At 44.9% G+C, this 24,121-nt stretch carries 25 protein-coding genes; 7 read left to right on the top strand and 18 right to left on the bottom strand.

Annotated features, from left to right (window positions below):
- Positions 1-27: 27 nt before the first annotated feature.
- Positions 28-2,238 carry a PAS domain S-box protein gene (locus tag VNN20_12835; GenBank protein ID HWP93072.1) on the bottom strand — a complete coding sequence of 737 codons (2,211 nt, stop codon included), beginning with the start codon at positions 2,236-2,238 and terminating at the stop codon, positions 28-30.
- 419 nt (positions 2,239-2,657) lie between these two features.
- Here VNN20_12835 and VNN20_12830 point away from each other — a divergent pair, with 419 nt between their 5' ends.
- Positions 2,658-2,849, top strand: coding sequence for a hypothetical protein (locus tag VNN20_12830; protein HWP93071.1), 192 nt, complete (start codon positions 2,658-2,660; stop codon positions 2,847-2,849).
- A gap of 8 nt (positions 2,850-2,857) precedes the next feature.
- On the opposite strand, the gene VNN20_12825 is transcribed toward VNN20_12830, so the two are convergent.
- The 7 genes from VNN20_12825 to VNN20_12795 all read right to left on the bottom strand — a co-directional run bounded on the left by VNN20_12825 (position 2,858) and on the right by VNN20_12795 (position 7,504).
- Entirely contained in the window at positions 2,858-3,184 is a 327-nt protein-coding gene (locus VNN20_12825) for a cupin domain-containing protein (GenBank protein HWP93070.1), read from the bottom strand.
- 29 nt (positions 3,185-3,213) lie between these two features.
- Positions 3,214-3,720: a DUF4149 domain-containing protein gene (locus tag VNN20_12820; GenBank protein ID HWP93069.1), complete on the bottom strand. Its 507-nt coding sequence runs from the start codon at positions 3,718-3,720 to the stop codon at positions 3,214-3,216.
- Between the two features lie 25 nt (positions 3,721-3,745).
- Positions 3,746-4,105 carry a DUF488 domain-containing protein gene (locus tag VNN20_12815; GenBank protein HWP93068.1) on the bottom strand — a complete coding sequence of 120 codons (360 nt, stop codon included), beginning with the start codon at positions 4,103-4,105 and terminating at the stop codon, positions 3,746-3,748.
- Positions 4,106-4,120: 15 nt separating this feature from the next.
- The gene (locus VNN20_12810; GenBank protein HWP93067.1) at positions 4,121-4,489 is read right to left on the bottom strand and encodes a hypothetical protein; all 369 of its coding nucleotides are present in this window, start codon (positions 4,487-4,489) and stop codon (positions 4,121-4,123) included.
- Positions 4,490-4,516: 27 nt separating this feature from the next.
- Positions 4,517-6,295: a DUF1858 domain-containing protein gene (locus VNN20_12805; protein HWP93066.1), complete on the bottom strand. Its 1,779-nt coding sequence runs from the start codon at positions 6,293-6,295 to the stop codon at positions 4,517-4,519.
- 128 nt (positions 6,296-6,423) lie between these two features.
- Positions 6,424-7,002, bottom strand: a complete 579-nt coding sequence (locus tag VNN20_12800; GenBank protein HWP93065.1) for a TetR/AcrR family transcriptional regulator — start codon at positions 7,000-7,002, stop codon at positions 6,424-6,426.
- Between the two features lie 73 nt (positions 7,003-7,075).
- Entirely contained in the window at positions 7,076-7,504 is a 429-nt protein-coding gene (locus VNN20_12795; GenBank protein ID HWP93064.1) for a cbb3-type cytochrome c oxidase subunit I, read from the bottom strand.
- Positions 7,505-8,147: 643 nt separating this feature from the next.
- Between VNN20_12795 and VNN20_12790 the strand changes: the two genes are divergently transcribed.
- Positions 8,148-10,373, top strand: coding sequence for a nitrite/sulfite reductase (locus tag VNN20_12790; protein HWP93063.1), 2,226 nt, complete (start codon positions 8,148-8,150; stop codon positions 10,371-10,373).
- Between the two features lie 100 nt (positions 10,374-10,473).
- Here the strand turns inward: VNN20_12790 and VNN20_12785 are convergent, their stop codons facing one another.
- Positions 10,474-10,707, bottom strand: a complete 234-nt coding sequence (locus VNN20_12785) for a hypothetical protein (protein ID HWP93062.1) — start codon at positions 10,705-10,707, stop codon at positions 10,474-10,476.
- Positions 10,708-11,046: 339 nt separating this feature from the next.
- Between VNN20_12785 and VNN20_12780 the strand changes: the two genes are divergently transcribed.
- Complete coding sequence (locus VNN20_12780) at positions 11,047-12,336, top strand: ATP-binding protein (protein HWP93061.1); 1,290 nt, start codon at positions 11,047-11,049, stop codon at positions 12,334-12,336.
- A gap of 95 nt (positions 12,337-12,431) precedes the next feature.
- Positions 12,432-13,421 (top strand): biotin synthase BioB, encoded by a 990-nt coding sequence (gene bioB, locus VNN20_12775; protein HWP93060.1) that lies wholly within the window; start codon positions 12,432-12,434, stop codon positions 13,419-13,421.
- A 66-nt stretch (positions 13,422-13,487) separates the two neighbouring features.
- Here the strand turns inward: bioB and VNN20_12770 are convergent, their stop codons facing one another.
- Together VNN20_12770 and VNN20_12765 are read right to left on the bottom strand one after the other, a co-directional pair.
- Positions 13,488-13,943, bottom strand: coding sequence for a pyridoxamine 5'-phosphate oxidase family protein (locus VNN20_12770; protein ID HWP93059.1), 456 nt, complete (start codon positions 13,941-13,943; stop codon positions 13,488-13,490).
- Positions 13,936-14,400 (bottom strand): transcriptional repressor, encoded by a 465-nt coding sequence (locus VNN20_12765; protein HWP93058.1) that lies wholly within the window; start codon positions 14,398-14,400, stop codon positions 13,936-13,938. Before VNN20_12765 ends, VNN20_12770 begins: the two co-directional genes overlap by 8 nt.
- 305 nt (positions 14,401-14,705) lie before the next feature.
- Between VNN20_12765 and VNN20_12760 the strand changes: the two genes are divergently transcribed.
- The 3 genes from VNN20_12760 (at position 14,706) to VNN20_12750 (ending at position 16,750) form a co-directional block, all read left to right on the top strand.
- On the top strand, positions 14,706-15,863 hold the full coding sequence (locus VNN20_12760; protein HWP93057.1) for a TIGR04053 family radical SAM/SPASM domain-containing protein: 1,158 nt from the start codon (positions 14,706-14,708) through the stop codon (positions 15,861-15,863).
- 75 nt (positions 15,864-15,938) lie between these two features.
- Positions 15,939-16,289, top strand: coding sequence for a DsrE family protein (locus VNN20_12755; protein HWP93056.1), 351 nt, complete (start codon positions 15,939-15,941; stop codon positions 16,287-16,289).
- A 167-nt stretch (positions 16,290-16,456) separates the two neighbouring features.
- Entirely contained in the window at positions 16,457-16,750 is a 294-nt protein-coding gene (locus tag VNN20_12750) for a hypothetical protein (protein HWP93055.1), read from the top strand.
- Here VNN20_12750 and VNN20_12745 read toward each other — a convergent pair.
- The 7 genes from VNN20_12745 to VNN20_12715 all read right to left on the bottom strand — a co-directional run.
- Entirely contained in the window at positions 16,747-19,950 is a 3,204-nt protein-coding gene (locus VNN20_12745) for an efflux RND transporter permease subunit (protein ID HWP93054.1), read from the bottom strand. The two genes, VNN20_12750 and VNN20_12745, sit on opposite strands and share 4 nt — an antisense overlap.
- Before the next feature lie 14 nt (positions 19,951-19,964).
- A complete protein-coding gene (locus tag VNN20_12740) occupies positions 19,965-21,065 on the bottom strand; it encodes an efflux RND transporter periplasmic adaptor subunit (GenBank protein ID HWP93053.1) in 1,101 nt (366 codons plus the stop codon).
- A gap of 19 nt (positions 21,066-21,084) precedes the next feature.
- Positions 21,085-22,422, bottom strand: a complete 1,338-nt coding sequence (locus VNN20_12735) for a TolC family protein (GenBank protein ID HWP93052.1) — start codon at positions 22,420-22,422, stop codon at positions 21,085-21,087.
- 103 nt (positions 22,423-22,525) lie between these two features.
- The gene (locus VNN20_12730) at positions 22,526-22,765 is read right to left on the bottom strand and encodes a DUF2892 domain-containing protein (protein HWP93051.1); all 240 of its coding nucleotides are present in this window, start codon (positions 22,763-22,765) and stop codon (positions 22,526-22,528) included.
- 81 nt (positions 22,766-22,846) lie between these two features.
- Positions 22,847-23,143 carry a thioredoxin gene (gene trxA, locus VNN20_12725; GenBank protein ID HWP93050.1) on the bottom strand — a complete coding sequence of 99 codons (297 nt, stop codon included), beginning with the start codon at positions 23,141-23,143 and terminating at the stop codon, positions 22,847-22,849.
- 15 nt (positions 23,144-23,158) lie between these two features.
- The gene (locus VNN20_12720) at positions 23,159-23,563 is read right to left on the bottom strand and encodes a DUF302 domain-containing protein (GenBank protein ID HWP93049.1); all 405 of its coding nucleotides are present in this window, start codon (positions 23,561-23,563) and stop codon (positions 23,159-23,161) included.
- A 214-nt stretch (positions 23,564-23,777) separates the two neighbouring features.
- Positions 23,778-24,121: cytochrome c (locus tag VNN20_12715; GenBank protein ID HWP93048.1), on the bottom strand; the 344-nt coding region annotated here is incomplete at its 5' end.

Below are 24,121 nucleotides of genomic sequence, written 5' to 3'. Positions count from 1 at the left end.
GTAAAATCTCTACTTCGTTTATGTCCGTCATGAAATTCCTCCTTCTCCGGGAAGGGTAAAATAAAAAGTAGCTCCTTCTCCTACCTGGCCCTCGGCCCACACCCGGCCGCCGTGCCGGTGGATTATGCGTTTGACCAGGGCGAGTCCCACCCCGGTTCCCTCGAACTCCCCCTGGCTGTGCAGCCTCTGAAATACACCGAATAGCTTATCTACATAATTCATGTCAAACCCCACGCCGTTATCCCTAACGTAATAAAGGTTCTCTATTCCTTCGATGCGCCCTCCAACCTCTATAATTGATTCCTCTTTTTTTCTGCTGAACTTCACGGCATTTGATAAGAGGTTGGCAAAGACCTGCTTGATCATTGCCCTGTCCCCATAGGCTGGAGGCAGTGAGTTAATTTCGAGCTTTAGATTATGGGCTGGATCATTGGGTTTGATCTCCTCGAATATGATTCTAGCCAGTTCACTCATATTAATCTCAGATAATTTCATCTCCTGGCGTCCCAAGCGGGAAAAGGATAGGAGGTCATCGATAAGTTGTCCCATATTTTGTGTATTTTTTCTGATGACCGACAGCAATCGTCTGCCTTCGTCATCAATTTTATCGGAGTAATCCTCGAACAATATACGAGAGAAGCCGTCGATTGCTCGGAGCGGTGCCCGGAGGTCGTGTGAAACTGAATAAGAGAAGGCTTCCAACTCCCGGTTAACCATTTCTAGTTGTCGGGTACGTTCAATAACTCGTTTTTCCAGTTCTTCGTTTATCTTGCGGATTTCCTCCTCCGATTGTCTGAGTGCTTCCGTTTGCTTCGCATTTTTTACCGCTATCTCGATCTGCTTTCTCACAGTTTCTATTAGCCCTAACTCTTCTTCTAAGGCGCCTTTGGTGAAGGAATTTATATTTATGGCGCCTATTGTCTTCTCGTCAAAGTTAATAGGCAAAGACAAATAGCTCTTTATTCCCAACTCTTTTCCGGCAGGGCCTATAAACTCATCTTTATCTGTATCCGAACAATATCTCGGTTTCCCATCCCTTATCGTCTTCCAGGTAAGGCCTTTCGAATATGGAATTCTTCCGGCTCGCTCGAGGTACCAATGTGTTAAGCCTTTGTGCGCCTTAAGAACCGCCTCTTGTCCTTCGACCAGATAGATTCCGATATTATCCGCCTTATCTATATTCACGATCATTGCTTCAACGGCGTTTTCTAGGACATCTTGAAGATCAATGGACTGATGAACACTCTGAGTAACAGTGCGGATTACCGCCTCGTGGCGATTCTTTTTGGATAACAGGACAAGGTTCTCCTTGAGAGCCTCCTCGACGCGGGTGCGCTCGGTGATCTCGGTTTCCAGCTCCGCGGTGCGCTCTCTTACCCGTTTTTCCAGATCTACTTGTGCTTTTTGCAGCGCTTCTTCCGCCACTTTGCGTTCGGTGACGTCGCGAAGTATGCCGCTAAAAAAGGTGCCTTCGTCCGTTTTCCAGCTAGCTAGGGAAAGTTCCACCGGGAATTCGGTCCCGTCCTTTCTTTTCCCCACTAATTCAACCGTTTTCCCAATCACGCGGGCTTCCCCTGTTGAGAGAAACCGCTTGAGTCCGTGTTTGTGGGCATCGTGGAATCTATCGGGCATGAGCAGGGTCAGGGGCTTGCCAATTAATTCACTCCTAGAATAGCCAAAAATAAGTTCTGCTCCCTTGTTAAAGTAGATTACGTTTCCACGGCCATCTGCAGAGATGATTGCATCGTTAGCTGTCTCTGCCACAGCTCGAAACTTTTCCTCACTTGCACGTAACGCCTCTTCGGCTCGCTTGCGCTCTGTTATTTCCTCCTGTAGCTTGCTATTGGCTATGGCTAGTTCTTGCGGACTTGGTATAGCCAGCGCGTCAGGTATGATACGCACCAATAAGATGGCAGTGGTGACGGAGGCTATAGCAGTGACTGATTTCACGATTCCTGATAGCCAGTATGAGGGATTCCACACCGTCCAGACTCCCATGAGATGCGTTGTCCCGCAGGCGACGATGAATATGGCAAATGCCATGAACATCCAATTGAACGGGATATCCCTTCTTTTGTGGACGAAATAGACGATGGTGAATGGAATGGTGAAATAAGAGAGAGCGACAAGTGAGTCGGTGATGACATGAAGCCATACCAGCCCCGGCTTCCACAGGTAACAATGGCCATGAGGTATGAACTTATCTGAGCTAAGGATGCTAGCTAATATCTCATTCATTTCCACCCCTCCTTATTCAGATTCAATAAAGAGCCAACCGCCACTGCTAACGGGGTATCAGCCAAAGTGCTTAGTTGTGGTCTGCCGAAGCGACTAATTAATTAGCCCCAATATCGAGTTTGACTTTAAAAAGTAAATTCAGTAAGTCCTATCTTCAACCGTTAACCCGTTGTCTATGATTTCGTCTTTGACTAAAGATTAAGTTTTATGAGAAGCATTCCTCATCATGTCTGATGGGAGTTAAAACTGTATCAATTGCCGATTAAGCTAGGAGCCAAGTGAAATTTCCAGGATACGGATTAAGTGGCTTCTTAGATTCTATATCCTCCAACTTCTTTTTTCTAAATATATGTTCAGTCACATGAAAAAGTCAATATAACATCCAAAAAACATTGTAATATTTCAAGAGAATGGGCCGGATGAAGTGGGCATTGCCCCTATGGATAAAGGTATTCATGCCGCTCAAAAACGGTGCTACTATGTCCGTCTTTTTAATCAAGAATAAACAACATCCATGCGGGAAGTCCTGCGTGAAGCTCAAGAGCGAAAGAGACTCCAATGACCGACATCACAAGACGAATCCTCCGTCTTCCCTGGTCAATATAGACTGACCTTTTTGTTATTTGGATTTGATAAGCAGAAGCAACATCACCAGGGTAGTCTCAGCGTAAACGCTGTGTCGCAATCCAGGAGACATTTGTATCCACGCTCCTTTGCTGGCGTTATATAAATCGTCACCTAGCGTTATGCGTGCCTCCCCCTCGATGATCTGGATATTAGCGGGCATGGAGGCGGTATGCTCCGAAAGCTCCTGACCTTGGTCGAAAGCAAAAAGTATAGCCTTTAGATGATCGTCGTTATGAAGGGTACGGCTCACAATACCGGCTTTGGGAATTTCGGAAAGTTCTTTATTCAAATCGGCAATATAGGTATAGCCTTTATCCATCTTTTCCTCCGTTTAAAAAGGTTTCAGTCTTAACTGAGCATTACGGCCAAAGCGACTACTGATATTCCGAATAAGGCGTTAAACCGGGCAAGCCATGATACATATCTTCTATAGCTTTCTATCTTCTCGGGATCGTAAATCGAGAGATCAGTTCCGGTCATAATCTTAGTCAATCTGGGACCAAGGAGAAAATCATGGATTGCCCCTAAGATCAGCATAATCAGGACAATCGCTACCTTTATAGTTAGTATCTTCCCAAAATGGGATAGAAAAAGAGAGCCATTTGAGATCGTCTCAAGTGTTACTCCGCGGTTCACGGTGTTTAGAACCCCGGTTATCAATAAGACCGGTATAGCTATCCAGCTTAATATTCGAAACCTTTTAGCGGCACTGGAAAGTACCTCGATGCGTTTTTGAGGAGGTTCCATGTCCCTCAGTACTGGAACCATGACCAGCCCTATAAAGAACATTCCACCGAGCCAGAGGATAGCCGCTAGAACATGGATCAGAACAATCAGGTTATGAGAAAACTGCATGGGGTCTTAATTCCTCTAGCTGTTTCTACTTTGAGAGCAGGTCTTCTATGAATTCTTTAACCACAACGGCGTTATTATGTTCTTCATCTTTGGCACCGTAGACTAAAATGAGATTTTCCCTCTCGGCTATTTCAACGAGTTTTTTAATAGCGTCCCTCTTTTCATCTCTTTTGAGTTCTTCCTTATACCTCTTGCAAAACTCTTTCCATCTTTGAGGGTCATGAGAAAACCATTTTCTAAGTTCGTTGCTTGGAGCGATCTCCTTTAACCACAGGTCAATCTTAATCTCCTCTTTTTTAAGACCCCTCGGCCACAACCTATCCACCAATACCCGTGTCCCATCATCTTTTCTGGCTTTATCATATGCTCTTTTGATTTTAATCATTTGATGTTCCTTCTATCAGGATTTTCGCTTTGCCTTCATATAAAACTGTATGTTGAGTATGCTGGCCAAGACCGATAAAGCCACGGCCAGCGGGCCGACTATTATGTGTAAGTTGGTTCCTCCGCTCTTTCCTTCTATGTTCATAAGACCGGTCCAAAGAGCACCTATTAGAAACAGTACCGCGATAAAGTTCATCGGAGATACTGAGGCGTTTAGAACATGAGAGATTACGGAGAGAGAGACGGAAAAGATCCCTATCCCAATGTGAAAGTCTTCAGGAAATAGCCCAAGATAAACCGCAATCCCGGAAAGGAATGTTCCAACTAGGGCAATCATCGAAGCTAAACTCATAACAGATAATCCTAATCCTTTGGCTTTGCTCATATACCGCTCGTCACTTTAAAATCATGGTTATCCCTTGATGCGGCTGTTTAGCTGGTGCAGGAATTCGTCTATATTTACCGAGTGCATCCTGCATGCCATCTCCAGTGTTATGGTTCTGGCCACCGTTCTCCGAAGTACCGGATTTGTAATGTCCTTAAAACCAAATTTGAGGAATACTTCTTCGAGTTGAGGATAGTAGTTGAGTACTTCTCCGACCTTCATAAACTTTTCAACCCTGTCCGGGCGCCCTGTAGGCAAACTCCTTTCCTTCTGAAGCCTTATCCCTTCGTTTGCCGTTCCCCAGATATCGTAAGCCCATAAAGAGAACCCTATCACCTGAATAAACCCGCTTGATGCTAGAAAAAAACCATTCCAAGCGGCTAAAGAATTGCTCATCACCCCTTGAAAATCACTAAGAATCTGTGACGCCACCCTTACGACATTTCCTACATTAACCAGTATGAAAGGAATTAAAAGAGCGTTCCTCGGTTCTATGCCCGACATTATTGGAGTAACCTTAGCCGCCACACCCATGATCATCAGGCTTATAAAGCCAACGGTAAGGGCATGCCTGTACGCCCCAAAGTAATTATGCGAAAACGCGCCCAGAATGAATTGACTATAAAATGGAAGAATAAGAAGGAGTAAAATCGAGATGACGAGCCAGACGTAGGCAGCTCTTATGAATTTAAGCTCCCGGGTAGGGGCCTTTGCCCTTCCAAGGACTCCGGCATTGATAATCACTCCGACAGATGATACCAAGAGCCCGGTATAAGGAATAAGAATAAAGGGTCTTAGAGACTTTAGACCGTATGAATGAGTGAGAATATTTATGGACAGGGCTAAGAATATAGAGATAAAGAGGGTGTAGAAGGAAAAATCCCCCAAACGTTTGGAAGGCTCTTTAATATTAAAGACAAAGGGTATAAACCTCTGACTCACCCCAAAAATCATCATTGTGATAAAACCGAATAGCTGAACGTCCTGGTAAGGAGCTATAAATCCGGCGACTCTACCGATCAGAAGTGACATATTGCCCTTTAGAGAGGCATCTCCTACCAGGTAGAATGAGAGAGGGTTGAAAATAGCTTGAATCAAAAAGAGCATAAGTGCTGTAAATACGTACTTTTCCCAGAACTGCCTTTTTCCCATTGCCTGGTTCATCGTCTTAACCATAACCAGAAGGAAAATGGAGATACCTATAAGCTCAAGAAAAGACCCGAGAATTCCTAGTACAAAGAATAGCTTAGATGGGAGAAGGGCCCAGGATAATGCGGTGATCAGAATGCTCAAGAGCATGATCCAAAAGGAAAGCATTGCCAGACGCGGATTCCAAAGGGATACAAACTTAAACCTGGGAAAAGCCTGGTAGGCAAAGCCCATGACAAAAAGCCCCACCCACCCAAAAATCTGTAGATGTGCATGTGAAAGAATCACGTGGATTGGAAGCTCGAAGTATGAACGGTTAAATGCAATATAAGCTAGGTTTATCGCTCCAAAAGTCCAGCCAATAAAGCCTAGTATAATGCCGGACTTGAAAAACCTTCTCCAAAGAGCTTCACCTATGCTTTCTCCGGGAACGGTGGCTTCATTTTTAGTTGAATGTGGCCGTCTGGAGGCATTATTTAGTTCGGCTAGGATCATTTGAAGCTCTATTTGATGGGCTCGCGCGAAGAACCCAAGCGTCTCTCTCGGCATAATCCCGCCGCTACAGACTCCGTATTTTTCAAACACCTCTTTTGTAGACGGGTACTGCTCTATAATATCGGCTATTAGCATCTCTTCTTTAATTGAGCCGTTCACCATGCCTTTCCTGTCGACCTTAGCTGTTTAAAAAAATCCCCGGGATGGTTTCCAAAATTAATTATCCTTTTAGCCCCCAGATAGTCCTTAAATATCGATGTGAGTGCTCACGCACTACAATAACAAAAGTATTATGCTTTTAATACTCTCAACGAGGCTTCTATGACTTCTGAAACAACCTGATTATAATCCTTCTTAATAACTCCGATGTCCAGGAACAATATAGCCCTGGTTATCATCCCGGTTATGAGCGCCGCCCCGATGTTTTCATCTATCTTCCTAAACTCTCCTTTCTCTACACCCTCACGAATCAATTCAACAAAAATATCCTTGGGCTTTAACCTAGCCCTCGGAACTCTGCTCAATTCTGTGTGGTGACCTACCATTATATAGTGATAAGCCTTTGCTTCTTCCCTGGCAAAATCAAAAAAGGCTTTGATTAAAGCCTTTAACTTATCCTGGGGGTTGGAGTAATTGCTCGCACCTTCTATGAGTCTATTCCTGAACAAATCCATGTAGTTTAAGAAGAGCTTGAGGGCAAGGTCGTTTTTGCTCTTGAAGTGCTTGTAAATTGTTCCTTCGGCAATACCTGCGCTTCTGGCTAGTTCCTTCGTAGTCGTTCCCTTTATTCCCTTTTTGGTAAAAAGATCGATCGCTGCGTTACTTATCTTGGTTTTAGAATCCATCGTAGCTTTGATAATTGCTCCCATGCAGTGAGCACTCACTCACCAGTATTTTACATCCGTATTCCTCTGGCTGTCAAGGTGTGAGGACTATAAATAATTAAGTCTGTTTTCCTACAGGTCTCACTCGTGACCAAATGTTATATATGTATAGAAACCCGGCCAGCACTTGACTGATGCTACCCAATACGATTAACCAGTTAATTACTTTGAGAGCTATATAGTTGCTGGCGATTTCTCCGGAGAACCGGACTGCCGTTCCCAGGGTTAGAAGCCAATAGACCGCCTCGGCCAGTTTGGGGTTGTAAAGCTTTTGGTCCGTTGTGCGGGGAAACATCCATATAGACACACCCATTATCAGGGATAGCAAGAAGCCGAAAAGAAGGACATGTACATGGGCGGTGATTAACTGTCGTTGGGGCCAGTTGCCCAGTATATGTATGTTTACAATCATGTATAAACCGAGAAGTAATCCCAATATAAAGAAAACAAAACCGGTTTTTATGTACCGTCTGGCTAATTCAAACATTTTTGGTTTTCGTTATTGGTATGTGAATTTTTAACGTTTAAAATAACATGGAGGGTTGGATGTACAAGGGATTGTTCTGAAACTAGAGTGGTATGGGAACATTATTGGCATCCTTCGACACGGCTCAGGATGAGCGGATATACATCCGCTGAGATTGATAAATAAAACACCCGTTCATTCCGAGCTCGGTCGAAGAATGAACTCCTTAAAAATTCTTCTTTTAGTGTTGCCGGATAACCATTCGGTGGCCTCGTTAATCATGAGCTCAGGGTAGGCTCTGATTACTTCGACCGGTTGTAGATTCTGACGAAAGACTCCTCGCAATAATAAGACACTAGGTATCATTGCAAACCGCTTTCTTTTGACGGCGAAGCAATCTCTTATATTTTGGACAAGTTTGCTATTTTTGCCTACCTGAGTCGCTCTCCCATACCTAATTGTAGTGGTTATATTTGCAACAAATTGCTTATCATTGTAACATTAGTGTGCGAATCAAGGACCACTAGAAAAAGCGGGTAATATTGAGAAAAGTCGCATATTCTGTTAATATTGCTAGCTCTTTACAACGTCTTAGGAAAAAACAAATCTCGTTCTTTCGCTTGGCATTAACTTTGCCACAGTGCAAGGGGGAGGAGGTATATCTATGAGTACAAATGAGTCAAAGATATGGGACCAGCTAGACTTAAACAGTGGCACCGATGTGTCTAGTGAGTTAAACGAGTACGAGGATGTGATTAAAAAACTATTCAAGGGGGAGATTCATCCGGAGAGGTTTAGGTCTTACCGGTTGCTGTTTGGGACCTACGGAGTCAGGCACCAGGGTGAAGGTATACACATGCAAAGAATTAAAATCCCGAGTGGTTTCATCACCTCGGAGCAGCTTCGCACCATGGCTGACGTTGTCGAGAAATACGCCGGTTCCGGACACGGGCATCTCACTACGAGACAGGACATTCAGCTTCATTTCGTTAAGCTGGAGCACGTGCCTTCTCTTCTCAGGGAGCTTGCAGAGGTAGGGATAACCACCCGCGAGGCCTGCGGTAACACCGTCAGAAACGTGACCTCGTCCTCCTTATCCGGAATTTGCCCGAATGAGGTTTTTGATACCCTGCCGTATGCGTTATACACGACCAGATACTTTTTAAGACATCCTTTGACTTCCACCCTTCCCCGAAAGTTCAAGATCGCCTTTTCTGAGTGTGAAGATGACCACGCCATGGTGAAGATCCATGACCTTGGCGGGGTTGCCCAGGTGAGAAAGAACGGTAAAGACATATACGGTTTCAAGGTTTACGTTGGCGGAGGCTTGGGTGCCATTCCCTTTTATGCCAAGCCGATAGCTGATTTTGTCCCGGTAGACGAATTCTATCCCCTTGCCGAGGCAATAATCCGGGTCTTTCATGAATACGGCGTTGAAGAAAGGAAGAACAGAAACAAGGCCAGAATCAAGTTCACGGTGGCAAGGTTAGGCTTTGATAAGTTCAAAGAACTGGTGATGAGAGAATTTGAACGGCTTAAAAGATTAAAACCGGTGAGCGAGGAGCTTCAAAGATATGTGGAGAACTTCCCTAAACCGGCCCCTCTTAAGAATGGAAGAGAAGACGGAGAGGAAAACGCCAAACGGCTCAAAAGCCCAATTCATAAACCGGATACCGGAGACGATCTTTATCAACTATTTCTCCAAAAATATACATTCAAGCAAAAACAGGACGGATACGCCGGGGTTTACGTGAAGCCGCCGATAGGTAATCTCAAACCGGACGAGTTCAGGTTTATAGCCGACTTATCCGAGCTTTATGGGGCCGGTTACGTAAGAATAACCCCGCACCAGAAAATCCTCTTACCGTGGGTTGGGGAAGATTTTCTCTACGATGTCCATACCGAACTGAAAAGCCGTGGATTCATAGGTGGCATGAATGAAGCCATGAGGGAGATAGTTTCCTGCCCGGGAGCGTTTTCATGCAAGCTGGCCGTGACCCATCCATACAACCTGGCCGAGTATATAGGCGAAAGGGTTGAGGACTTGGCCGGCATTCGGGTGAATATCTCCGGCTGCCCCAATAGCTGTGGTCAGCACCATGTTGGAGATATAGGATTCTACGGTGCGTCTTCCAAGGTTGGGGGCAAGCTGGCACCCCACTATGTGGTTATGGTGGGGGGCAATCCCTTCAAACAATTGGAAAGATACGGACAGGTTATCGGAAAGGTGCCGGCTAAGAACGCCCATCTCTTTGTAAGGGCGGTTGTGGATTTCTGGAAGGAGAACAAGACCGACGGAGAGGAGTTCTATGAGTTTGTCGACCGCGTGGGCATTGATTCCTTCAGACGGGTCCTGGCCCCGTTTGCAAAGGCCGACCCCAACGACCCGGAGATATACGCAGAGCCCGGAATAGCGGAAGATTTCAAGATGGAGGCCGAGACCAGGGGCGAATGCATGGGAAGCCTGCTCGATATCATGGCCATAAACCTTTTCGATGCCATAAGGAACATATACGAGGCGGAGGATGATATGAAGGAAGGAAATTGGGAGGAGGTCAAGAAGAAGTGCTTAGACTCTATCCCCAAATGCGCCAGGATGTACATATATCTTGACGGGGTTGAATTGGAGAAGGAAGACGAGGTACTGAGCGAATTCACCTCTAGGATAGTTCCGAGAGACTGGCTCTGCCATGATTGGTCTGACGTCAAAGAAAAGTACTTTACCTGGAAGGACTTCCCTGTCTCGAAATTGCTTGCCGAGGAGATTTACAACTACACCAAAGAGCTGGTGAAGGATTGCGATAAAGCATTTGTGAGGTTACAGCCAGATCTCAAGATTCAGGCCTGCTTGAAGTCCGAGGGAGAAGAGGCGCACGTTCCCGGCGAATGAAGTGGCTAATCGCAGATAGCTAGCTTGAACAGATTGTTTGATGGGAAGGATACTAGGGCTCTTTCCTGTTCAACCAGAATCGTGTTGCAGAGTATGGCTTTTAGGCCCCGTCGCTATTTTTGCTTGCTGTAAAAAACTTTAGGCAAAGCCTTAGAAGAAGAAATAATACGGCAGGTCTAAGAAAAATCTTGGTAAGACGCCAGAGGTCGCCAGAGCCCAGGTAGATTACAGATTCCCAAACTCCTACTTTTCCTTTTAATGCAACAAAATCACCCTCCACAACTGCATCCTTTATCAGTACTTCGAAGTCACCAGACGGGCTAGAAACCTTCAATCAATGCCTCCAAGTTAGTTTTTACCTTTTCCCATCTGAATTTTAGCAAATTACATACCAAAAATTTCAGCAGTTCTTGGTCTTCATATTTTGAACTTAATTTGTTCTAGAATGTCAGTTGTCTTATTTTCTTACAAAATTTAGGGTTAGTGCTCGCTTTTAAAACCCCGGTGGCTTTACGATATTTCAAGCGTTTAGACCATTGGCATAGAGTTTGCTGAGCTTTCCGGCGGAGCACTAACCCGCTTCAGCAACATCGGTAATTTGATTGGTGAAGCGAAATGCTAGTGAACTCAATCAACCGATCAGCAGGGTTGTAATGAGATGTCAAAGTAACATATGAGACATACTAGATTTTGGGCAACCTTAATACTGAGCTCACTGACCATAGTGCTGTTTACTTTCCTACTATGGGAACTCATGGAGAATAGTCTTTTTGAGGATCTTGATTATAAGACACTTCACTATTTGTATATTACCCGTGGAATAACGGTTTCCCTTCTTCTTGCCTGCTGGGCAGCTTGGTTTGTATGGAAAGAAAAACTCAAGCACCAGGAACGGCTCGATAAGATTATCAACAACTCCACCGATGCGATTCTGGTATACGATGAAACCGGTCAGATAACTGCGTTCAACAAGACGGCGGAGAGCCTATTTTGCGACAATAGGAAGAGGGTTAAAACCGTTTGGGATATTGTACCCTACGAGAAAAGGGTTGATTTCTCCAAAAGGCTTGAAAATGTGAAAAATGGGGAAAAGGTTATAAACTACGAGACGGAGAGGCTATTCAAGGACGGTAAAAAATTTCCGGTAAGCATAGGGCTTATATATGTCAAGGAGGATGGGAGATTTGTTGAAACCATAAGAGATATAAGAGAAAGCCTGATACTGAGAAATAAAATAATAGACCTGGAGAAAGCCCAGATCTTTGGGAAGATGGCTGAGGGAATCGCACATCACCTGGGGACTCCCCTTGCCTCCATGCTACTTAGAGTTCAAATGCTTAAAGAAGATATGCCTGAACACGCGGACTGTTCAAACTGTTTAGAGAAACTCGATTTAATTGAAAGACAGATTTTTTATGGCCAAAAGGTAATTCAGAAACTTCTCCGGTTTGTAAGGAGATCCGTAGACGAAAAACAACCGGAAATAGTTTCTCATCTTCTGGAGGATGGAATAGAGATAATGAAACCCATTCTTAAAAAACAAGGCATCGAGCTTGAATTACGCCTAGAAGATGAAGACCTGAAGATTTTGGCGGATAAGGATCTCCTCGCGCTTGTGTTTGCGGATACGATGATGAATTCTGTGGATGCAATGCCTCAAGGTGGAAAGCTTTCCATATTTGTTTCTAGGAAGAGTCCTGAGCGCCGGGTAGAAATAAAAATGGCTGACACAGGGGTGGGGATTCCAAGGGATGTACTTCCTCTTATTTTTGAGCCTTTTTTTACGACAAAGCCCGCTGGAAAGGGTACAGGGTTAGGTCTTTCGTTAGCTAAGAGAATTATCAAAGACCATGGCGGGGAGATTGGTGTTGAAAGTATAGAAGGGCAGGGGACAACTATTTTGATAAGGCTTCCAATTTATGAGCAAGGGCAGTCGGGCGGGGAAAAAAGGGTGGACCTTTGACCATAATTTAGTTATATCAATCTATTTTCAAAGGTTAAAAAGTCGAATCGGGAATAAACTCTAATGGATTATAAACCTAGGAGGATGTCTCAAGAATGGCGGAAGAGTTTCTTAAGTCTCTGGAGATGAAGCTGCTAGACAATGAAGAGTCCCTGAGCTTTGACCAGTCACTGAGGATTGCTCGTCTGAAAGAGCGGTACTGGCCTAGTCTCATTAACCTTTCCGGCAAGGTTAAAGATAAATATAGTAAAAAAGGTGTGTATATTTGCAGTATTATGAGTGCCAAGACCGGTGGCTGCTCGGAAAATTGCTCTTTTTGTGCGCAGTCCGCCCACAATAAAACGCCGATTCCCGCGCATGGAATGATTGAACCTCAAGCTTTGCTAAAATCGGCAAAAGAGGCGGAGGGTTCCGGAGCCTCGGAATTCTGCATCGTAACAAGCGGCAGGAGCCCGGACAAAAAGACTTTTAGGAAGGTTCTAGACGCTGTCCGTCTGATACGTGTCCATACTAATCTTAGTATCGGATGTTCTCTCGGTATTCTGACCGAAGAGCAAGCCAGGGGCCTTTCTGAAGCAGGGGTAAACCGCTATAACCATAACCTTGAGACCTCGCGTAGCTTTTTCCCCTATATCTGCTCCACCCACTCATATGAAGACCGGCTCAGAACTGCTTATCTAGTCAAGGAAAACGGAATGGAGTTGTGCTGCGGAGGAATCTTTGGGATGGGAGAATCTCCGGAGCAAAGGGTTGAATTGGCTTTCGAGCTTAATGAGCTCAATCCACATTTGATTCCTATAAACTTTCTTAACCCGCGCCCGGGTACGGTTTTATCCGGCCGATCACTGCTAAAACCTTTTGAGGCAGTAAAGATAATATCGTTGTTTAGGCTCATCCTACCCCGAAGCATTCTTATATGCGCTGGAGGCAGACAGGTTGTGCTGAGAAACCTCCAGTCCCTGGCTTTGCTTGCCGGGGCAAATGCCATTATAACCGGAAACTACCTTACCACACCGGGATGTTCGCCTAATGAAGACCTTCAGATGATTCGGGATTTGGGATTACCCATATTGGACCACGATTAACTGATCAAATATGAATTTAGTGGCTTCTTCACAAGAAAAAGGGTATGCGCACAAGAACGGCAAAAACTATATCCGTATCTCCACCTTATAGCCAAAAGCTACCTCGTTATCAATGAGCCTAATTCTTTCCGGGATGACTTTAAAGAATCGAACCCCTGCCATCCTGAAGGTGGGATTTCCATCTCTGCAAATAAACTTTACAAAAGGGTGTTTTTTTGAGTAGGACTTGATTGCCGCCGGTAATTCCTCCTCGGAGACTTTGTAGGCCTTTCCATTTATTTGTAGTCCTTTGATCATCCTCCATTCAGAATAGTCTTTGTTGATGGTGATAGCTACATTGGGGTTCTGGGAGAAATTCATGGAGTGGTCGGAGTGCGGATTGGAGAGAAAATAGATGGTGAATCCATCATTTGCGTAGAATAAGGATGCCGCAAAAGGGTTATTTCCCCTTGACGTCGCCAGGCTCATGGTATTGTGGTTATCCAGAAATTGCAGAATGGTTTCTTTGATTCGGTCATGCATTTTTAGCCATTCTCTTTTTCTGGCAAGAGAAACAATAACCGTAGAGTTCAACCTTGTGATTTGTGATCATGAAGTCGTTCTGCCTGGCCACTTCCCTTGTATAATGCTCGATTTTCCGGTTCTCGAACTCGGTGATTTTTCCACATGCGATGCAGATAAGATGGTCATGGTGTTCTCCCTCAAACTTAACCGGTTCGTATCTAGTCCTTCCGTCTCCAAAATTCCTTTCGAAGGCCAGGTTACAATCCTTGAAGAGCTTTAATGTTCGGTAAATAGTGGCATAGCCGATTTTGGGGGAACGTCTTTTAACCCTTTCATAGAGTTCCTCAACCGTCACGTGATGGCCGGGATAACTGAAGAATTCGTTAAAGATAATACACCTCTGCTTAGTAGACTTAAGGTGCTTTTTGACAATATATTCTTCTAAAGCCTTTTTTCTTTTATCTGGGAGTTTCAAGTTACATTAAAAGGCTAGCAAAGGTCGTGCCACGATTAACCTAGAAGCTTCTCTAGAATTATCTGCATCTCTTGAATAAGAAGAGGTGTCAGATTGTAAGAATATCTTACAGAAATTATGCGTCTCTCTTGCACTTAGATTTTTTAGAAAGTGGCGAATTGAATTAGGAAGTAACGCTCGCAGACAAGAAGTCTAGTATTATTGCTTATTTGTTCTGTAATGGCTCTATAGTGAATTGAGAAATATGGTCATGGCACCTAACTTGCTTGGTTATTTGGGCTGAATAAATAACCTCTACAAATAGAATGAAAAAAGAAAACCAGTTTGATTTCTCTCTTTCTCCGTTCATCGTAATCTGGGAGGTAACTCAGGCGTGCGACCTGGCCTGCATACACTGCCGGGCAAAAGCAAGACCCTGGCGGGACCCAGGAGAGCTTACCACCGAAGAGGGTTATTCTCTTATAGATGAAATAAAAAAATTTGGCGGGGTCTGGGGTAGCGATCAAGAGGGAGGCCTTAGGAACCGCTCCCCTCTTTTAGTATTCACCGGTGGCGACCCGGTAAAGAGAGAAGACCTATACGACCTCATCAGATATGGTGTGAGTAGGGGACTTAGAACCACTGTGTCTCCCAGCGTGACCCCTCTTTTGACGAAGGAGGCCATACGTAAATTTAAAGAGTCGGGAATATCAAGGATGGCCATCAGCCTCGACGGTGCGGAACCGGATATTCATGATTCCTTCAGAGGAGTGAATGGCAGTTATGAATGGACGTTGAGGGCTATAAGAGATTGTGTGGAAGAGAAGATTCCCATACAGATAAATACCACCGTAACGAGATACAATTTTGAGAACCTGGAGGAAATCGCATACCTGATCAGGAACTTTGAGAATGTTGTTCTCTGGAGTGTGTTTTTCCTTGTACCCACGGGCAGGGGCAAGAAAGATGACCAAATCTCTCCTGAGGAATACGAGGCGGCCTTTCATGATATGTATGAGCTGTCAAAAACTATGCCTTACGACATAAAATCCACCGAAGCTCCCCATTACAGAAGGCTTTTCATTCAAAGAGCGCTCGAGGAATCGAGAAGGGGAGAGCAGCCGGTTGTCCGGGACAGGGTGAAAGTCAGATGGTCTGATACCATAGGCAGGGCTTCGAGGGGAATAAACGATGGGAACGGGTTTGTGTTTATATCCCACACCGGTGAGGTTTACCCGAGCGGATTCCTGCCTATATCCGCCGGTAATGTAAAACAAAAGAGTCTCGTAGACATTTATAGAAACTCTCCTCTCTTCAGGGAACTCAGGGATTATTCAAAGCTCAAGGGGAAATGCGGCGTATGTGAGTTCAGAAAAATCTGTGGGGGGTCGAGGGCAAGAGCGTTTGCCATGACCGGTGATTACATGGAATCTGAGCCAAATTGTGTTTATATACCTAAAAATTCTAAGACTGACTACTCCTAGGGAGTTCAAAATGATGAATCAAAAATTAGACCGAGCTTCTCATCATTTAATAAATATCGTTGAGGAGGCTTATATATGGGAATAGTGACTATGGTGCTAAACGATGCCCCTTATGGAATTGAAAAGGCTTGGAACGCATTAAGATTGGCTGGTGCTCTTTTGGTTTCTGAAGAAAAGGTCAACATCTTTCTTCTAGGTGATGCAGTCGTTTCAGCTAAATCAGGTCAGGAAACACCTAAAGGATATTACAACTTAGCAGAAATGATAAAGGATGTTTTATCTAAAGGGGGCATAGTTAAGGCGTGCAGAACCTGCATCAAAGCAAGGGGAATCAAAGCTGAGGAACTAGTAGAAGGGGTTCAAGTGGGTAGGATGCTAGAGTTGGCTAATTGGGTTAAGGAAAGTGATAAGGTTTTGACCTTTTAGGCAGGCTTTGGCATTTCCTAGAATTGAGTAACAGCCATTTGCCCCGTTTAATTTGACATCCATTTTTTCCCCACTTTGTTTGCTTTCTAAATAATATTTAACCTGTCGTTAGAATCTCTTATAATAAGAGATGGATAAAGGAGATTCAAATAGGGGAGGGTAGAGTAATGAAGGCGGGCATCTTTTTTACGGGTACTGGGCCGATTCTCATTTTAACCAGTTACGATTCTATCTCTGATCCCAAACTAATCGAGAAACTAACTGCAAAGGGAATAAAGAAGTTCATTGCCTATGAAGTTCCGGTTGAAGAGGTAAAAAAGAGATACGGAACTCACTTCGACGTAATCATGGGCGACCTGTACCAGACAGATGATCTTCGGGTTCTGGATTACGATGGCCATCATGTATTCCATAATTTTTCTCTCAAGGAACTCGGCCAACCCATTTATCACGAGGCTTAGAAGAGATTTGATTTTTTTTGATTCTGAGTCCGGGTTCTTTTCTTGTATTCGTAGTAAAGGACCGGAACCATTGTCCTTGAGAGGAGCGTTGCGGCAACCTCTCCGGCCATCAGGGAAATGGCCATGCCCTGAAATATAGGATCAAAAAGGATAACCGACGAGCCCACTACGACCGCCGAAGCGGTGAGAAGCATGGGCCTAAACCTTATTACTCCGGCCTGAACGATAGCTTCTTTAAGAGGCTTGCCTTCGGAGAGTTTTAGTTCTATAAAGTCAACCAGTATGATTGAATTTCTAACCACTATGCCTGCTCCGGCTATAAATCCAATCATGGATGTTGCCGTGAAGAATGCCCCCATTAAGGCATGTCCGGGGAGAATTCCAATGAGTGAAAGCGGGATAGGAGCCATGATCACCAGGGGGATTATGAACGACCTGAACCATCCCACTACCATTACGTAGATTAAAACCAGCACTCCGACAAAAGCGATCCCCAGGTCTCTAAATACCTCATAGGTGATGTGCCACTCCCCGTCCCACTTCATTGAATACTCGTACTCGAGTTTAGGCTGGTCCTTAAAATACTGTCTTAATTCGTAACCCTCGGGCAATTTGAGCTCTTTTATCTTCTCCTTCATTTTCAGTATGGCGTATACCGGGCTTTCCTCTTTCCCGGCTACATCACCAATTACGTAAACAGCACGCTTTAGATTCTTTCCATAAATGGTCTTGTCCTCCGTAGTCTCTCTAACCTTCACCAGTTCGGACAGATTCACCGAATTGCCGTTTGAAGACATAATCGTTACTTCCTTGAGGTTGTCTATGCCCGCTCTCTCCGAGATGGGCGCTCTCAAAAAAAGCTCTACCGGTTCCTTCTCCTTTTCCATATGCACAAGTCCTACGGTCATACCGGCCAATACCATTCGAAGACTCTTTGAGACGGAATCGGTGCTTATGTCACTGTAAGCCGCCTTTTCCTTATCAACATCCAATACTATTTTCTTCTGGTCGTCTTCGACATACCAGTCGACATCGACGACCCCGTCTGTGCTCTCGAATATCTTCATTACTTCTTTGGCTATCTCAACCTGCCTATTAAGGTCGGGGCCGTATATCTCGGCAACGAGTGTGCTGAGTACGGGAGGTCCCGGTGGGATTTCTACCACTTTTATCCGGGCATTATACTTGTCGCCAATCTCCTTGATTCCAGGCCTTATTCTTTTTGCAATATCATGACTCTGAGCACTTCTTTCTCCTTTAGGAACAAAATTCACCTGAATGTCCGAGACATTGCTTCCTTCCCTCAAAAAATAATGTCTGACTAGACCGTTGAAGTTAAATGGAGCGGCGGTACCGATATACAATTGGTAATTTGCAACTTCCGGGACGGTCTTCAGATATTCCCCAATGGCCCTGGATAAGGCTGCAGTTTCCTCGAGAGTAACTCCTTCCGGCATATCAATAATAACCTGAAGTTCGCTCTTGTTATCAAAGGGAAGCATTTTCACCGTAACTACTTTTAGGATTATCAGTAGAAACGAGCCCAAAAGAAGGAGAATGACCAGTCCGTAGAGCTTAATTCTCTTTCTTCCGCTCTCCAGGAGACCTCGAAGGTTACGCTCATATACACGGTTAAGAGCACCTAATATTTTGCTCTCTTCCTTCTCACTATTCCCAAGATTCTTTACGCCTCCAAGCACTATATAGCTAAGCCAAGGGCTGATGATGAAGGCGATGAAAAGAGATATCAGCATCGCCGCCGATGCCCCTACTGGAATAGGACGCATGTAAGGTCCCATAAGGCCTGAGACAAACGCCATAGGAAGTAGGGCGGCTATCACGGTGAATGTTGCAAGTATGGTTGGGTTTCCCACTTCATCCACCGCTAGCACTGCGGTCTCAGGGTCAACCTTACCCATCCTGAAATGGCGATGTATATTCTCGACCACGACGATGGCATCGTCGACCAGGATCCCTATCGAGAAAATAAGGGCAAATAGGGTGACTCGATTCAGCGTATAGCCGTACATATAGGTTACAAAAATTGTGAGTGCCAGGGTTACCGGCACGGCTACGGCGATCACTATGGATTCCCTCCATCCAAGGGCAAACGCTACGAGAAGGGTTACCGAGATTGCGGCGATGAGCATGTGTTTTAGAAGCTCATCCGACTTTTCCTTTGCCGTGTCACCGTAGTTTCTGGTCGTTTCTATCTCTACACCGGCGGGGATAATATTTTCACCGAGGGATTCGATCTTTTCCTCCATTCTTTCGGCGATATGGGTGGCGTTTGTTCCTTTCTTCTTTGATATGGAGATGGTTACCGCTTCGTAGAGCCCTACCGGTTGTTTTTTAGAAGCGGGGCCAAAACCCATAAATACGTAGTTTGACGGCTCTTCCGGTGCATCTTCTATATGAGACACGTCCCTAAGATAAATGGGTTTTCCATTCTGTATGCCAACCACCACGTTTCCCACTTCCTCAGAGTCCCTGAGGAATCCCCCTGTTTTTACGATGAATTCCTGGTTGCTTGAAGAGAAAGCTCCGGATGGCAGCACAGAATTGGCTTTTGCCAGGGTATCGGCGATATGAAGCGGGGAAATATTGTATGCCCGCAGACGCTGTGGTTCCAAGTCTATTTTTACCTGTCTTCTCTGCCCCCCAATTATTTGGAATTCGGATACATCCTTGTCTTTTTTGAGTTCTTCTGCCACTTCAAATGCGATTCTTCTTAGTTCGTAGCCGCCGTATATCTCGCTCCAGAGGGTGTAAGTAAGTATGGGAACGTCGTCTATGGATTTGGGTTTTACCAGCGGCTCTGACACGCCTGGGGGTATCTTGTCAAAATTGGACATGAGCTTGTTATAAAGCTTGACGATGCTGTCCTCCATGTTTTCGCCCACGTAGAACCTAACGATTGCTATGCTCATACCGGGCCTTGACATCGTATATATGTACTCGACCCCCTTTATCTCCCAGAGGAGTTTCCCCATAGGCTTTGTAACCCGTTCCTCTACCTCCTTAGCAGAGGCCCCGGGATAAGAGACGAAAACGTCTATCATCGGGACTATTATCTGAGGCTCCTCCTCACGAGGGGTCGCTATCACCGCAAATAATCCGATTATGAGGGAGGTAATTACTATTAGTGGAGTAAGCTTGGATTTTATGAAAGTGTTGGCTATTCGGCCGGCTATTCCCATTTTCTCAAGGTCAATTAACGTTTGACCACTCCGCCGTCTATAACTCTCTCTATTCCGTCAACTACTATTCTTTCTCTGCCTTTCAAACCGGAGAGCACTTCCACATTTTCTCCGTACACTTTTCCTGTTCTTACCAGCCGGTAAGTTATAACGCCGTTATGGTCAACCGCATAAACGCCGATGAGTTGGCCCTTTTCCACGATCGCTGTCCTGGGGACAATTATCGTTTCTTTCTCTCCCTTGGGTAATAGAGCCCTTCCGTAAAGACCGGTTTTTAAGGACGGGTCCTCGATCTCGACTTTCACCAGAAAAGTGCGGGAAAGGGGATCAACCGATGGCACAATTTCATATATTCGCCCGCTCATTTCCTTGCCTATCGAATCTATTTTTACTTCTACGGGCAAGCCTATCTTTAGCTTTTCGGACAAACTCTCATCGACGTTGAGTTCTAACTTGAAGGATGAATTGTCTTCGACGGTAAAAAGCGGAATGCCGGCAACGGCCATACTCCCGACTTCCACCTTTTTCTCTGTGACCACCCCGGAGACTGGTGCCTTAATTTTTGTGAATTCATGACTAACCTTGGCTTCGGAAAGAGAGGCTTCCGCTGCACTGGCCATGGCTAGGGCGCGTTCATATTCGATATCGGCTATTTTTTTCCTGGTATCAATCTCATCCATCTCCTGCTTGGATATGGCCATTTCATCATAAAGGCCTTTATATCTTTCGTGTGTTATTCCCATCAGGGATTTATTCTGTTTTGCCGCCTCCAGTGCCTTTGTCGCTTCCCTGTACCGTTCCTCTGCCGCTCTTACCTTCTGTATTATGTCTTTATCATCTATGGTTAATAGCAAATCTCCCTCATTGACGCTGTCTCCTTCCCTCACTTTAATTGATGTTACTGTCCCCATAACCCTGCTCGAAACCGAGCTTATGGTTTTTGCTTTTACGGTGCCAGAGGTTTCATAGTATTCTGACACCGACGATGGATGAATTTCGATAACCGTCACTCCGTCAACTACCGGTCTTTCAATATCTGCCCTTCCCGGCTCAGCCTTATCTTTGCATCCGAAGGAGATTAATGCCAATGCCAAAATTAGCGCTAGTTTTTTCATGCTGTCTCCATCTAAAAAACTAATCCTCAATTTCGAGGTCCTGGAGTATTGCTCCGCTGGTGAAGCTCAATCTGGCTGTAGCAAGATGATACTCGTTCTTACTTGCCGTAAAATTTGCCCTTGCCCTGTCCAGGTTTAGCTGGGCGTCGAGAAGGTCAACGAGCGGAGATAAGGAATTCTCGTATCTTCTTTTTACCAGCCTCCTTCCTTCTTCAGCCGTTTTTAAAGCGGATTCGGCGAGCTCGACTTTCTTTTTCGCTTCTTCAACTGCCAGATAAGCCTCGTACACGTAAAAGGAGACGGTTTTTTTGAGGCCGTCCAATTGCTCCCCTATCACGGCAGCCTGGTGCTTTGCTTTAGCTCTTTCGTATTCTCTCCTGGCCCCATCAAATAAGTTCCACCTGAGAAAAGCCATTATATACCAGCTATTGCCTTCTCCTCCGAAGGGCACGTCGGGGTCATTTAACTGATATGAGCCTCCCACTCCAACAGTAGGAAGATAGGTAGACTCGGCAATCCTCATGTCCGTCTTGGCGTTTTCATGCCTCAATTGGAGAGAACTGATATCCTTTCTGTCTAAGGATTTCTCTTGGTAGTAATCAATATCTCTTAGTGGGATTTCCGGGATGCTGGTCTCGACATCGACTGATTCAGACATCCCCAGAAGAAGCCCCAACTCCCTCTTAGCAACGCTTAGGTCTTTGCCTGCACTTACCAACTCCTGCTCGGCCTCGGTCACTGCGGTGGAGGCTCTCAGGGTGTCGGAATAGAGTCCCAACCCTTTCTCAAACCTTACTTTAGCTATTCTTGAATGCTCCTTTGCGTCTTCGAGTGCTTTTTCAGCGACTTCCACGAATTCCTTCGCAGTCTGGACAATTATATATGACCGCACCACCCTGAATGCGATCTCTTCTTTCTTCCTGCCGAAGTCTTCATTTTGAGCCAAGAACTCATTTTGGGCTATTTTGGTTCTTAGAATATTTCCTATAGCCAGGACCGGTTGTTCGACTGACAGCGATGTTTCAAAGTCACTAAGCGGGTCTGGATTATTGAGCGAAGAGATTTCAAAATCTGACTGGGTAAATCGCTGTTGATTCAACTTAAACGAGAAAACGCTTGTGGGGTTGTCCGTCCTTACAAATTTTTCTTGAAGGGTTATTTGGGGGAGCAGGGAGCTCCGGGCAATACCTATGTCGCTCTTACCCGCCGAAACGGAGTTTTTAAAAGCCTTTATCTCGTGATTGTTTTCAAGAGCTATTTGTATTGCTTCCTTGAGCGAGAATCGCTGTTCGTCTCCCAGGGTGTTTAAAACAGGAGCAAGTATAAATAGGAGTGCATATGTTATAAACCTGAACATGTAATAACTCCGACCTTACACACTATTACCTGTAATTAAAGCTGACGGCAAACCGGTGTTTTGACAAAAACGCAGTGAGTATTAGGTTTCCCGGTTACCTGTTTTATTGCCTGGCAATTTGTTGCTTTTCTCTTAGCAATTCATCTTGCGGCAAGCAGCGCTTTAGACCTAATCTTTCCAGTAACCACATCATCGGACACCAGTTGGTAACCCCCGATTGCAGCAGATTCAATCCGACAAATGCAGTAAACAATAACCAGTATGGGCTATGTAAAACCGCTAAAAGTACACTCAATAGAACAAATGTCCCGGCAATTAGTCTAAGTACCTTTTCCACGGTCACCTGATGGTCACCTCCTTTTTAATCAACCTCACGATGTATGCTTTTTCTTCGGCATTTCAATTACACGTTCCAGCCTTGATCTTAGAGCTTTAGGCGACATAAACCAACTATAATGTCAAGTATTATTCCTCCTTTAAACAGTACAAGCGTAGGAACACCGCTTATTTCATATCGTACTGCAAGCGGGTACTCTTTTTCTACATCCACCCTCCCAAACTTAATGCGCCCTTCAAACTCTTTTGCCAGTTCATCAAGTATAGGAAAGAGTATCTTACAAGGCATACACCATGTGGCATAAAAATCCACTAAAACCGGCTTTTCAGAAGCGATTACTTCATTATTAAAGTCTTCAGTCGTTAGTTGGATGACATTACCCATCTTAATACCCTCATTCTATAGGTTTTCTAGGGCATTTTGTATTCTTTTTTTAACCTCTTTTGCGATTTCTTCTATATCGGGATTACCAACCAGCTTTAAAGCTGCTTCTGGGTTCATTGCTGTTACTAGTACCTTTCCATCCTCTTTTTCGTAAACCAGGACATTGCAGGGAAGAAGCGTGCCCAATTCAGGCTCTATATCAATCGCCCTATGAGCAAAATGAGGATTGCAGGCACCCAGAATCTTATAAGGTTTCCTCTCGAGTCCCAACTTTTCTTTAAGCACCTTCTTTGCATCGATCTCGGTGAGAATACCAAAGCCCTGTTCCTTTAGGGTCTCGGTTACTTTCTTTACGGCTTCATCAAAGCTCAGGTTGGTTTCTCCACCAAAGGAGTATTTACTTAACTCTGTTACTTCCATTTCTACTTTGTCCTCCTTTTCGCTTTCTCTATAAATAAATGCAAAACTGCATAGATAGGTTACTATAAAACACACATAGACAAACTTTTTGCCTTTTGGAGTCTTAGGGAACTTCCAGTAACAAAAGGATGCTTAATTAATTGTAATCATAGCATTAACATGCTCTAGAATACCTACAATTACAAGGTTTATTCCGGGTACGGGAGTTGGAATGCTACTCCCGACCTCTAAGTTGTTGCAATTCATCGGCTGTCCAGGGAGTGGTACGGTCGGCAGTTCCTTTGCGAACTTCGTTTACCATGTTTGGCGTAATTTCCCCAGCGTTATTTCCCCAGCTTCTTCGAACGTGGGTGAGGACGGCAGCGATCTCTTCGTTTGAAAGCTTGGAGCCCCATTCAGGCATGACGTTGTTGTAGGTCGTGCCCTTTACCTCTATAGGTCCCTGAAGGCCGTGAAGCACAATCCTTATCGGGGTCTCCGGGTCATTTATTACCCATTCGGAACCGACCAGTGGTGGGAATGCGCCTGGGAGTCCCTGTCCGTTTGCCTGGTGGCAGG

Source organism: Thermodesulfobacteriota bacterium, from assembly GCA_035559815.1.
Taxonomy (GTDB): domain Bacteria; phylum Desulfobacterota_D; class UBA1144; order Nemesobacterales; family CSP1-2; genus DATMAT01.
This window is presented reverse-complemented; position numbering and strand designations above follow the sequence as displayed.

Coding starts and splice junctions, on each gene's coding strand:
- VNN20_12835 (HWP93072.1), bottom strand. CDS start 2,238: ATGAATGAGATATTAGCTAGCATCCTTAGCTCAGATAAGTTCATACCT.
- VNN20_12830 (HWP93071.1), top strand. CDS start 2,658: ATGAAGTGGGCATTGCCCCTATGGATAAAGGTATTCATGCCGCTCAAA.
- VNN20_12825 (HWP93070.1), bottom strand. CDS start 3,184: ATGGATAAAGGCTATACCTATATTGCCGATTTGAATAAAGAACTTTCC.
- VNN20_12820 (HWP93069.1), bottom strand. CDS start 3,720: ATGCAGTTTTCTCATAACCTGATTGTTCTGATCCATGTTCTAGCGGCT.
- VNN20_12815 (HWP93068.1), bottom strand. CDS start 4,105: ATGATTAAAATCAAAAGAGCATATGATAAAGCCAGAAAAGATGATGGG.
- VNN20_12810 (HWP93067.1), bottom strand. CDS start 4,489: ATGAGCAAAGCCAAAGGATTAGGATTATCTGTTATGAGTTTAGCTTCG.
- VNN20_12805 (HWP93066.1), bottom strand. CDS start 6,295: ATGGTGAACGGCTCAATTAAAGAAGAGATGCTAATAGCCGATATTATA.
- VNN20_12800 (HWP93065.1), bottom strand. CDS start 7,002: ATGGGAGCAATTATCAAAGCTACGATGGATTCTAAAACCAAGATAAGT.
- VNN20_12795 (HWP93064.1), bottom strand. CDS start 7,504: ATGTTTGAATTAGCCAGACGGTACATAAAAACCGGTTTTGTTTTCTTT.
- VNN20_12790 (HWP93063.1), top strand. CDS start 8,148: ATGAGTACAAATGAGTCAAAGATATGGGACCAGCTAGACTTAAACAGT.
- VNN20_12780 (HWP93061.1), top strand. CDS start 11,047: ATGAGACATACTAGATTTTGGGCAACCTTAATACTGAGCTCACTGACC.
- bioB (HWP93060.1), top strand. CDS start 12,432: ATGGCGGAAGAGTTTCTTAAGTCTCTGGAGATGAAGCTGCTAGACAAT.
- VNN20_12770 (HWP93059.1), bottom strand. CDS start 13,943: ATGCATGACCGAATCAAAGAAACCATTCTGCAATTTCTGGATAACCAC.
- VNN20_12760 (HWP93057.1), top strand. CDS start 14,706: ATGAAAAAAGAAAACCAGTTTGATTTCTCTCTTTCTCCGTTCATCGTA.
- VNN20_12755 (HWP93056.1), top strand. CDS start 15,939: ATGGGAATAGTGACTATGGTGCTAAACGATGCCCCTTATGGAATTGAA.
- VNN20_12750 (HWP93055.1), top strand. CDS start 16,457: ATGAAGGCGGGCATCTTTTTTACGGGTACTGGGCCGATTCTCATTTTA.
- VNN20_12745 (HWP93054.1), bottom strand. CDS start 19,950: ATGGGAATAGCCGGCCGAATAGCCAACACTTTCATAAAATCCAAGCTT.
- VNN20_12740 (HWP93053.1), bottom strand. CDS start 21,065: ATGAAAAAACTAGCGCTAATTTTGGCATTGGCATTAATCTCCTTCGGA.
- VNN20_12735 (HWP93052.1), bottom strand. CDS start 22,422: ATGTTCAGGTTTATAACATATGCACTCCTATTTATACTTGCTCCTGTT.
- trxA (HWP93050.1), bottom strand. CDS start 23,143: ATGGGTAATGTCATCCAACTAACGACTGAAGACTTTAATAATGAAGTA.
- VNN20_12720 (HWP93049.1), bottom strand. CDS start 23,563: ATGGAAGTAACAGAGTTAAGTAAATACTCCTTTGGTGGAGAAACCAAC.